At 42.0% G+C, this 11,799-nt stretch carries 9 protein-coding genes; 2 read left to right on the plus strand and 7 right to left on the minus strand.

All coding sequences use genetic code 11. The annotated features are described in order from the left end of the window. Window position 1: 1 nt before the first annotated feature. A complete protein-coding gene (locus H8Z82_RS07150) occupies window positions 2-619 on the plus strand; it encodes a DUF1836 domain-containing protein (RefSeq protein ID WP_186994704.1) in 618 nt (205 codons plus the stop codon). Window positions 620-790: 171 nt separating this feature from the next. Here H8Z82_RS07150 and H8Z82_RS07155 read toward each other — a convergent pair whose 3' ends face one another. The 5 genes from H8Z82_RS07155 to H8Z82_RS07175 form a co-directional block, all read right to left on the minus strand. Further along, window positions 791-2,992 (minus strand): alpha-galactosidase, encoded by a 2,202-nt coding sequence (locus tag H8Z82_RS07155; protein WP_186994705.1) that lies wholly within the window; start codon window positions 2,990-2,992, stop codon window positions 791-793. Window positions 2,993-3,119: 127 nt separating this feature from the next. Beyond that, entirely contained in the window at window positions 3,120-3,785 is a 666-nt protein-coding gene (locus H8Z82_RS07160) for a YesL family protein (protein WP_019162739.1), read from the minus strand. Between the two features lie 151 nt (window positions 3,786-3,936). Then, window positions 3,937-4,761, minus strand: coding sequence for a carbohydrate ABC transporter permease (locus H8Z82_RS07165; protein ID WP_019162740.1), 825 nt, complete (start codon window positions 4,759-4,761; stop codon window positions 3,937-3,939). A gap of 12 nt (window positions 4,762-4,773) precedes the next feature. Then, a complete protein-coding gene (locus H8Z82_RS07170; RefSeq protein ID WP_019162741.1) occupies window positions 4,774-5,667 on the minus strand; it encodes a carbohydrate ABC transporter permease in 894 nt (297 codons plus the stop codon). A gap of 165 nt (window positions 5,668-5,832) precedes the next feature. Next, complete coding sequence (locus H8Z82_RS07175; RefSeq protein WP_055199752.1) at window positions 5,833-7,098, minus strand: ABC transporter substrate-binding protein; 1,266 nt, start codon at window positions 7,096-7,098, stop codon at window positions 5,833-5,835. A gap of 243 nt (window positions 7,099-7,341) precedes the next feature. Here H8Z82_RS07175 and H8Z82_RS07180 point away from each other — a divergent pair, with 243 nt between their 5' ends. Further along, window positions 7,342-8,247: an AraC family transcriptional regulator gene (locus H8Z82_RS07180; RefSeq protein ID WP_019162743.1), complete on the plus strand. Its 906-nt coding sequence runs from the start codon at window positions 7,342-7,344 to the stop codon at window positions 8,245-8,247. Between the two features lie 83 nt (window positions 8,248-8,330). Here H8Z82_RS07180 and H8Z82_RS07185 read toward each other — a convergent pair whose 3' ends face one another. Together H8Z82_RS07185 and mgrA are read right to left on the minus strand one after the other, a co-directional pair. Then, a complete protein-coding gene (locus H8Z82_RS07185) occupies window positions 8,331-10,553 on the minus strand; it encodes an alpha-galactosidase (RefSeq protein ID WP_186994706.1) in 2,223 nt (740 codons plus the stop codon). A gap of 115 nt (window positions 10,554-10,668) precedes the next feature. Further along, complete coding sequence (gene mgrA, locus H8Z82_RS07190) at window positions 10,669-11,664, minus strand: L-glyceraldehyde 3-phosphate reductase (protein WP_186994707.1); 996 nt, start codon at window positions 11,662-11,664, stop codon at window positions 10,669-10,671. Between the last annotated feature and the right edge of the window lie 135 nt (window positions 11,665-11,799).

Raw genomic sequence — 11,799 nt, forward strand, 5'->3', positions numbered from 1 at the left:
GATGACAATCGATGAAAAAGATATGATCAACAGTATTCTGTCCAGTATTTCCAGGATTGACTATATTAAACCAGAAGATATTCCAAATATTGACTTATACATGGATCAGGTCACAACCTTCATGGAAGAACAGCTGGCTGCCACCAAGCGCTACGGGGATGACAAGATTCTGACCAAGACCATGATCAATAATTACGCCAAAAATAAACTTCTTCCCCCGCCGGAAAAGAAGCGTTATTCCAAAGAGCATGTACTTATGCTGATCTTTATTTACTATTTCAAGAATATCCTGTCTATCAATGATATACAGACTTTGCTCACACCGATTGTGCAGAAATATTTCAAGTCTATGACAGAAAAGGATATGACCTATATATATAATGAAGTTTTCAGCATGGAGAAGGATCAGATCGAATCTCTGAAAAAAGACCTGCTCCGCAAATATAAAACAGCACAGGGGACTTTCGGAGATGCAGATGAAGAAGACCAGGAAATTCTCAAACGCTTTTCCTTTATCTGTCTTTTAAGCTTCGATGTTTATGTAAAAAAGATGATGATCGAGCATCTGATCGATGGAATGAACCCACCAGCAGAACAGGATTCCAAAAAGAAGAAATAACTGACTGCTCATAATCAAACGAATACTGAATATACCAAAAGGAGACTACATATTTTTCTGCAGTCTCCTTTGATCTTTTCTGTTATTCTACCCGTACATTACATATAATCTGTCAAGAGGATATTCGCAATCCCCGCAGGGGACTTACTTGATTCGGTTAAATGATATTTCTTATTTCTCCACTGCCTTAAATGTAAATTTAATTGGCTGGTAATCACCTGTTGTCAGCGGTAATGGCAGACCTGCTTTCATAAGGGCTGCACCTGTGTATACTTTTCCTGTTGCTGTGTCTTCGTATTTCATATCCGCATCCAGTCCCTGTGGGTAGAAAAGATAAATATAAGGATTTGCTTCACTGTGAAGTCTTACTCCGCACACCACTGTTTCTTTCTTATCTTTTGACACAAACTGCCAAAGAACATAGTTGTTATTTTCGAATGGGTTCACCAGACGATAGTAATCTCCTGACTGTACCAGATGCTCCATTTCTTTATACTTCAGGATCTGTTCTCTGGCGGTCTCTTTCTCTTCCTCGGACATCTTCATCAGATCAAGTTCATAGCCAAATGTACCGGCAGATGCAACAATCCCTCTTGTCTCAAATGGAGTAGTTCTTCCGGACTGATGATTCGGACATACACTGACATGTGCACCCATGGTACTGATCGGATATCCGAAAGATGTACCATACTGGATCTTCAGTCTGTCAATGGCGTCTGTATTGTCACTGCACCAAATCTGCGGAGAATAGTAAAGCATTCCCGCCTCAAATCTTCCGCCTCCGCCTGAGCAGGACTCAAACAGAAGATCCGGGTATCTCTGTACCAGGCTTTCCATCATTTCATAGACAGCCAGCACATATCTGTGGTAAACCTCTCCCTGACGTTCCTTTGGAAGAGCTGCTGAGAACACGTTATCTACACTTCGGTTCATATCCCATTTCACATAATCAGCCTTGCATGCATCCAGAACCTTAAAGATCTGGTTCATAATGTGTTCACGTACTTCTTTTCTAGTGATATCCAGATTTAACTGATGTCTGCTTCGATTCATGGCACGTCCCGGAATCTTCAGTGCCCAGTCCGGATGCTCTCTGTAGAGATCACTGTCCTCAGAAATCATCTCCGGCTCTACCCACAGTCCGAATTTCAGTCCAAGACCATGGATTTTCTCTGCAAGTGCAGGAAGTCCGCCTTTAATCTTCTCTTCATTTACTTCCCAGTCACCAAGTGCGCACCAGTCATTATCTCTCTTTCCAAACCATCCGTCATCCAGGACAAACATATCCAGTCCAATATTTTTTGCCTCTTCTGCAATGTGGTAAATCTTATCTGCGTCAAAATCAAAATAAGTTGCTTCCCAGTTATTTACCAGGATCGGTCTTGGCTGCTCTGTATACTTGCTGCGGATCAGATTGCTTCTGTATGCATCATGATAGATCCTGGAAAGTTTTCCGAAGCCTTCTGCTGAGTATGCCATAATCACTTCCGGTGTCTCAAAACTCTCTCCCTGTTCCAGTGTCCAGGAGAAATGATAAGGATGGATTCCCATTGCCACACGGGTGTGTCCTACCTGGTCCACCTCTGTTTCAAATAAGAAGTTTCCACTGTATGCAAGTGCATATCCATAGCAGTTTCCATAAGTTTCCTCTGTATTTCTGTCACAGAGGATCACAAATGGATTGTGATGATGGCTGGAGGTGCCGCGGATACTTTCCACAGACCAGTTGCCATGGCCAAGATGAGTTCTCTCCATCTGTCGCTCCACATTATGTCTGCCATAGAAGTGGACTACATCCAGTTCTCTGTATTCATAGTCCATTTCCATAGACATTGCTTTTTTTACTGTAACCGGTGCTGTACCTGTATTTTCCAGGCGTACCGCTCTGGTGATCACATCAAGATGGGGAAATACACCATAGAGAAGATGTGCTTTCAGTCCGCTGGCACGGTCTGTCAGAACAATTTCCAGTGTCTCTGCCTCATCTTCCTTTGCAAACATTGCAGGAAGCCCTTTCAGGCTGTACTTTCCTTTTGTGATCTCATAGGACTCAAATTTCAGATTTGCAGTATCACTGCCGTCTGCCTGCTCTGTCTCCAGGCCATTGATACGATAATCACCATTTCCATATGCAGTATATTCCTGTGGCAGGGTATCTAATGAAAATGTTTTGTCCTTTTCTGCTTCATAAGGATTTCCTGAAAATCCTCTGTCCACACATACGATTCTGTCTGTGATCAGTGCATCGCCTACCGGACTTCCATAATACAGATGAACCAGAGTATCATACTCTCTTACCTGCATCTGATAAGTGCTGTGCTCTGTTCTCAGGTCGAATACTTTTTCTGCCTCGTGATATTTGATCCATTCCATACTCTGTACCTCTCATTTCTTTGTTCTTTCTATTTTATAGATATTCTTTATAGATGTCTATTTATTTTTGTCAAGCGGATAAAATCATCCGCTTTGCTACTTGCTCATAACCGAATAACTGCTTCGGTTAAAACGCATACTGATCAGGTTCTGTGTCCACATAGTGATGTTCCTCTTCCTCCTCTTTGAAGTAGGGTTTGAACAGTTTCCACATAAACCAGGAGTCTGCATAGGCAGTCAGAGAGAATCCAAACATCAGCCAGATCAGCAGATATACCGGGAAAAGTTTTGCATCTACAAGTGTCATTGTCATTGGCAGGATTGTGATCACTGCCACAGCTAATGCATAGCCTATATGTTTAACCGCAAAATAAAATGCGTTTGTGATCAAAGTCATTGTTTTATTTTCAAATGCTGCAACTGTTGGAAATACATACAGTGCAACTGCCACCAGAGGAATATAGACCGCAAAGATCACATAATTAAAGATCTGTGACATGGATCCCGGCATTGTTGCCAGAGCTTCTTTTTCCATATAAATAAATATTCCTGCTGCAGCCATCAGAATCCAGATCAGTGTGGACTGCCTGAAATTCTGCTTAAAACTCTTAAAAAAATCATGAAGTACTCTGATATCTCCATCTTTATGGAGCTTCAATGTACAGTAAAATAATGCAGTGGTGGATGCCCCTGCCGTAATAATCGGAAGAGAACACACGATCCACAGCAAATTTAATGCGATCAACTGACCTAAAAATCCAAATATTCTGTCAAAAAGACTTCCTGGTTTCATTTCTATTTATCTCTTCCTTTCCCGTCATTTATCTTTTTTTATTTTATATTCAGTTTACTTTCTTTAAACATTATCAAATCCAGTTTCAGGCAAGCCCTGTTATACTCGTTCTAATTTTATAACAAAGCCTGCCTGTGCTGCTCAGATTTTATTACAGCTTACCACCGGATGTTGCAATACCTTCGATGAACTGTTTCTGGAAAATCAGATACAGTACGATCATCGGGATACATGCAAGCAGAGATGCCGCCATCAGCTGCGGATAATTGTTGGTGTACTGTCCCTGCATTTTTGCAAGTGCTGCTGACAGAGGCATTACATCCTTGTTACAGATCAGAGGCCACATCAGATCTTTGTATGCAAATACTGCTGTGAAGATTCCCAGTGCCACCATGGAAGAACGTGTCAGAGGAGCCATGATGAACAGGAAGGTCTGACCGATGTTACATCCATCAAGACGTGCAGCCTCTTCCAGATCTTTTGGAAGTCCCATATAAGCCTGTTTGAGGAGGAATGTACCAAATGCAGTAACAATACCGGGAAATACCAGGGCAAAAATGGTATTGAGCATTCCCATTTTACTTACCATTAAGTACTGTGGGATAATGAAGATCTGTCCAGGAACCATCATCTGGAAAAGTACCAGAGAGAACATCAGGTTTTTCCCCCTGAAGTTCAGACGTCCAAATGCATAGCCTGCCAGTGTTGCTGTCAGAACCGCGCATACAACACGACCCAGGATCAGAAGCAATGTATTGATATACAGATGTAAAAAATCCATATTTTCGATTACTTCTTTAAAGCTGTCCCATCTCCATGTAGACGGTAGGATTACGAACGGGTTGACAGAGGTTGCCTCTGTCATAGTTTTGAAAGCTGTCAGGATCATCCATAAGAAAGGAACCAGCATGGTAATAGATACCAGTATCAGGATAACATGGATCAGAACTCTGTTTGCTTTATCTCTTGCTGCCATAATTATCCCTCCTTAGTTATAGTGAACCCACTTCTTCTGGGCAATGTTCTGGAATACTGTCATGATCATAATTACAACCAGAAGAAGTACGACGATTGTTGAACCATAACCTTTGTTATTCTGTACAAAGGAATTCTGGTAGAACAGGTAAACAAGTGACTGTGTTTTGTAAAGTGCAGGATTGTTTCTGTCCATAACCATAAAGATCAGGTCAAATACCTGCATGGCACCGATAACACGGGTAACCATTACAAAGAAGATGGTCGGTGAAAGCAGCGGGATTGTAATATGGAAGAACTGTTTGATTCCGGTTGCTCCGTCAATGCTTGCTGCTTCATAATAGTCTCTTGGGATTTCCTGCAGACCAGACAGGAAAAGTACCATATTGTAACCAATGATGGACCATACACCGATCACTGCGATCGCATAAACTGCAATCTTCGGATCAGAAATCCAGTTAATCTTTGTATGGAAAATATGATTGAGAAGACCAAACTCTGAGTTAAACAGCCATCTCCATACCATGGCAATCGCAGCCGGAGCGGCAACCATAGGCAGGAAGAAAATAGTTCTGTAAACAGCACGGCCTTTCATTTTACGGTTTAATAAAACTGCCAGTACAAGTGCGATAGCAATGGAAAACGGAACTTCCACAATGGCATATTTAAATGTATTTAATAATGCCTGCCATACTTCCGCATCGTGAAACAGCTTTACATAATTATCAAAACCAATGAAGATATTTCCCTTACCGAAATCTCCGGTCTTGAAAAAGCTCTCATAAATGGTCTTAAAAATCGGATAGATATTTAAGATGATCAGACCAAGCATTGTAGGAAGAATGAACGCCCATCCCCAGATGAATTCATTCCGCGCCTGACTGGTACCTTTTTTTTGATTTGCCACGGCTCTCACTCCTTCTTATCATAAAATTTTGTTGCTGATTTGAATGGAAAACTGCCGCATATCTGCATACCTGTTGTGACTTCTGCGGTTATCACATGATCGGAATCTTTTCTGCGGCAGCTTTTCTGTTTCTTATTTTTTATGAATGGTTTTGTTAAACATTAATTAATAGGACTCTTCTGCAATGGCATCATTCATAATAGTAACGATGTTCTTGCATGCATCATCCATGCTTTCCTCATCATTCCATGGTTTCTTCAGTTCTTCACACATTGGGTTCCACCATGCAAGTGTTGCATTTGTGTGTGGTCTGAATACGATGTCATCCATTGCATCCATGTATGGCTGTAAGTTGAAGCAGTCAACACTGTTAACCCATCCATCGGACATTCCTTCGTAAGCTGCCATTGTTACACCAAGGTCAGCCTGTTTCTGTTGCATGTCTTTTGTACCGAACCACTCAATAAGCTGGAAAGCTTCGTCCGGCATATCTGTGTTTGCAGAAGCAGCCCATCCAAGACCATTGTAAAGAGATACGCTTCTGCCTGTCTCAGCGTCTTTCGGAAGTCTTGCTACATCACAGTGTTCTTTGATATAATCGTTGTCTTTGAAACCAGATACCATCCAGGATCCCTGAGAGATCATAGCTACTTTACCAGATCCGAAGAGTACGTCTGTACCTGTTTCGGACATTGTAGATGCAGGAGGCATTACATTTTTAACGCATTTGTCAACGAATTCCATTGCCTTGATAGTATTAGGATCATCAAAACCGGATTTGTTATCATCTGTCAGTACACATCCGCCCATGGAGTAAATAATATTCATCCATGTATCCTGCTCGTTAGACGGGTTTGCTGCGAAACCATACTGGCTTCCGTCTTCTTTTGTAAGTTTCTCTGCGATATCATAGAATTCATCCCATGTCCAGCTTCCGTCCGGATAGTCGATTCCTGCTTCATCAAACATATCTTTGTTATACCACATAGCGATTGTGTCGATATCCTTCGGTACTGCGTATGTTTTTCCGTCCCACTGATACATTTCTTTGATATCTTCCGGGAATTTGTCCATTTCCAGTTTGTCGCTGTCTGCAACCTTGTCTGTCAGATCAAGTAAGATATCATTGGACATATATCTTACTGCTTCGTTGGAATGCATCCAGAATACGTCCGGCATATCTCCGCCTGATGCACCTGCTTCAAGAAGTGTCCAGTAGCTGCTCCACTCTACTACCTGAAGTTCAGTTTTAATTCCTGTCTCTTTTGTAAACTCATCCATGATCTCCTGAAGTCCGGCTTTCTGTCCGTTATCCCAGATTGCAACTGTCAGAGTTTTGTCTTTCGCCTGTGCACTTACCGGTGCAAGTGCTGTAACTGTCATAGCACCGATCACTGTTGCGACTGTGAGTTTTTTCATGTTTTTTCTCATATACATCCTCCTTTATTCGTCGTTTCGACGTGTTCCTTGTGATTCTTATTATACGTTTTTGTCTATTTTTTTAAATGGACTAATGAAATGAATTTATGTCATAATCGTTATGGAAAAAACGCTGAATATATGGTAAAATGTCAACAACGACTCGAATTTATGCGTATTTGCAGGATATCAGTCCTTATGTCTTTATATCAACAATATCTGCAATCAAAGAAAATAGAAAAAGGAATTACCCAAATGCCAAATGTAAAATATACAGACAGCGCTACTTTCCGCTGTCTTGAAAACCTGAAAGAGGGCTCCCTTGATATCAGTCTGATCCATACGGGCAAAGAACACTGCCCGCCTGGACATATCTGTTCCATGCCAAGAGATGAGTTCATCATCCATTTTGTGCTGGACGGTACCGGATTCTATTCTGCCGGAGGTCAGACCCGGAGCCTTACTCCCGGACAGATGTTTGTAATTTATCCAAATGAACCTGTCACATATGGTGCAGACGAAACTCATCCCTGGACTTATGCCTGGATCGGTTTTCGCGGAATCCGAGCTCACTCTCTGGTAAGAGAATGTGGTTTTTCCAAAAATCAATTGGTTCTTCCTGCACCGGATCAGAAAATAATTCTGAAACACATTGATTATATGCTGGATCATAAGCAGCTTTCCAAAGCCAATGACCTGAGGCGCCAGGCTTATCTGATTCTGTTGTTAGCCGAACTTGCTGGCTTTCATGAAAAACAGTCTGCACAGAACAAAAAAAATGCCAAATATGCCTATAGCACCAGTGTCTACGTGGAACTTGCCATTGAATATATTAAAGATATGTATCAAAAGGGAATCGGCATCTCTGATATTGCAGATAATATCGGCATCAGCCGCGCCTATCTGAACAGTGCCTTTCAAAAAGAGCTTGGAATGTCCGCACAGACCTTCCTCATTGATTATAAGATGCATAAAGCAGCCAGTCTTCTGGTCAGCACTAGTCTGTCTGTTAAAGAGATTGCTAATAATGTGGGCTATGAAGACCAGCTTGTTTTTTCAAAAGCTTTTAAGAAGAAGTTTGGAATGAGTCCGAAGAATTATAAGACTCATAAAGAAATGATGGATAAATTTAACGAAAAGCAGGTAGACGATCCCGTGTGATCGTTCTGCCTGCTTTTTGTTGATTTTTTATTTCTGTCTATTGCTTTTCGCAACCTCCACAAGGAGCTTACCTGATTCGGTTATTATTTTGCAGTTAGAACATAAATTCTGGACTCATAGTCTGTGCATGGTTCGTCTTCACTTGTAGGTTCACCTGCTGTACAATCTGTGGTAAGCAGTCCCAGATTCATCAGCTCATCCCCGTAGTTTTCTGTTCCATTATACTCATTTCTGTAGATAAGATCCGGATCCAGTCCCTGAAGCCGCACTCTGGTAAAATCTGCGTTTACTACATTTCTTTCCCTGTACCAGAATACCAGCGCTGTTTTTTTGTCCTCGCTGACGGTCATCCACACAGTTTCATTTCCCTCAAAAGGACTCTTCAGTCTATAAAAAGTTCCAAACTGGATTAGTTCTCTGTATTCTTTCATAAAGGTAATCTGCTGTTTTACTTCACTGATTTCCTCATCAGACAGTTTATTCAGATCCAGCTCATATCCGAAAGTTCCAAAATAAGCTACATTTGCTCTTGTATGTAACGGAGTTTTGCGGTTTAACTGATGGTTGGGTACTACAGATACATGACTTCCCATGGAGCTTACCGGATAACACATGCTTGTGCCGTACTGGATTTTCACACGCTCTGCCGCATCTGTATCATCGCTTGTCCATCCCTGTGGTGCATAATAAAGGATTCCCGGGTCAAAACGCCCGCCACCGCTTGCGCAGGACTCAAAGAGGATCTGCGGAAATGCAGTATTTAACCGCTCATACAGATCATAAACTCCGAGAATATATCTGTGGAACACTTCTCCCTGACGGTCTGCAGGAAGTGCAGCCGAACAACATTCCGTGATACTTCTGTTCATATCCCATTTAATGTAGGAAACCTTTGCTTCTGAAAGAATTTTATACATCATCTCATAAATACAGTCCACCACTTCTTTTCTGGAGAAGTCCAGCACATACTGGTTTCTGCCATGACAGGAATGCCTCTGGGGTGTCTGCAGAATCCAGTCTGGATGTGCACGGTAAAGATCGGAATCCTTGTTCACCATCTCCGGCTCAAACCACAGACCAAATTTCATACCCATCTCTTCAATCCTGTCTGCGATTCCCTTGATTCCCTGCGGAAGACGCTCTCCGTTTGCCACCCAGTCACCAAGTCCTGCATAATCGTTGCTTCGTGCACCGAACCATCCGTCATCCAGTACAAATAATTCAACACCGCATTCCTTTGCCTTGGCTGCGATTTCTACCAGACGGTCCTCTGTAAAATCAAAATAAGTAGCTTCCCAGTTATTGTTAAGGATTGGCCTGGGACGGTCTCTCCAGTAACCTCTTGCCAGTCTCTTCTGATATAATTTATGGAAAGTCTGGCTCATTCCATTCAGACCCTTATCAGAAAACACTACTACTGCTTCCGGAGTCTGAAAGCTCTCACCACAGTCCAGCTTCCAGTCAAAATTCTGCGGATTGATCCCCACAGTGATGCGGGTTGTATCATGCGTATCCACCTCTGCCTGCATTCTGTGATTTCCGCTGTAGATCAGACTGATTCCCATCACTTCTCCTGCGTTTTCTGTTGCTGACGGACGTCGGAGCACAATAAAGGGATTATGTTCATGAGAGGAATTTCCTCTGATGCTTCCTACAGACTGGATTCCCTGCTCTAATCTGCGCTCTTTCACATGACGTTCTCTGGACCATGCACCTGAAAACTGCATCCACACATAATCCTTGTCCGGCAGATCAAGACTAAGGCTCATTGCATTTAACAGATGTACAGGGGCTGTTCCTTCATTGATGAATCTGACACTTCTGGTAATGATTCCCCCCTGTGCAAAAATAGTATAAAGCAATTCCAGTACAATTCCTGTTACTTCATCTTTCAGTTTTATACATAAGGTCTGGGCTTCTTCGTCATTCTCCGTATAGGTAGCCGGAAGTCCTGAAAGCTTTGGCTTTCCATCTGTAACCGTGTGACTGACATAAGTAAATTCCGAGATTCTGCTGCCGTTTTTCTGAAGGATTTCCACTGCCGGATAACGATAATCAGAGCTTCCATACACCGGATATTCCAGTTTCAGATGCTCCAGAGAAAATTTGCGGTTTCCCTCATAAACACAGGCTGTCATTGGTCGCTGCTTCATTTCAAGAAGATATGAAAAATCTTCTCTATCATGAATTCTTTTCCCAAAATAGAGATTTCCAAGATGGCCATTTGGAAGCACACACATAATATAACTGATTTCATTGTTGTATAAATGGAATGTCTTTGAACTTTCATGAAAAATTATACTCATAACTATCCCTTTCCGCATCTTTGGTTATTCACTGATAATTTCAAAAAATAATGCAATTCAGATTATATTACTATTTCATATCATTTAAGCAAATACTCTGTCAAGCGGATATTTATTATAATGCCAATGAATTTTCGTCAATTTTTTTCAATTCCTCTTCACTGAAGGGTGCGCTGTCCAGCACTTTCAAGTTTTCAAGGATCTGCTGTGGACGGGATGCCCCGATGAGAACGCTGGTTACGATTCCGTCACGGAGAATCCATTTCAGTGCCATCTGCGCAAGACTTTCGCCTCTTTCTGCTGCAATCGCGTTCAGGCTGCGGATACTGTTAATACGTTCCTCACTGAACTGGTCTGCATGGAGAAAACGCCCGTCTGTGTTGACACGGCTGTCCTTTGGGATTCCATTCAGGTATCGGTCTGTGAGCATTCCCTGCGCCAGAGGGCTAAAAGAAATAATTCCCTTTTTCTTTTCTGCTGCTGCTTGTTTCAGACCATTTTTCTCAATCGTTCTGTTAAAAATATTATATGAATTCTGATTAATGATAAACGGACAGTGCAATTCCTCCAGAATATCTGCGGCGCGTTTCATTGTCTCACCATCATAGTTGGAAATTCCAACATACAATGCTTTTCCGCTTCTGACGATCTGTGCCAGAGTCTCCATGGTTTCCTCAAGAGGAGTCTCCGGATCCATTCTATGATGATAGAAGATATCTACATAATCCAGCCCAAGACGTTTCAGGCTCTGGTCAAGACTGGCGATCAGATACTTACGGCTTCCCCAGTTTCCATAAGGTCCCGGCCACATGTCGTAACCGGCCTTTGTGCTGATAATCAGCTCATCTCTGTATGCAGAAAATTCCTCTCTCAGGATTTTTCCAAAATTTGCCTCCGCACTTCCAGGCTGTGGACCATAGTTGTTTGCAAGGTCAAAATGTGTAATTCCATTGTCAAATGCTGTGAAGCACATCTGTTTCATATTCTCATAAACACCGGTGTCCCCGAAATTATGCCATAAACCCAGAGATAACTCCGGCAGCATCAGCCCACTGGCACCACAGCGGTGGTATTTCATAGTTTCATAACGTTTTTCCTCTGCCTGATACATAAGATAATTCCTCCCTTTTCGTACAGTATGTCGAATCCGAATATTATTGTTATCATTCTCTATCGAAATAACTGTACCACTCGCTCGTCTACGCAATTAACACAGTTATTTACACAACAATGTACTTGATTTACT

This window comes from Blautia difficilis (assembly GCF_014297245.1).
GTDB lineage: Bacteria > Bacillota > Clostridia > Lachnospirales > Lachnospiraceae > Blautia_A > Blautia_A difficilis.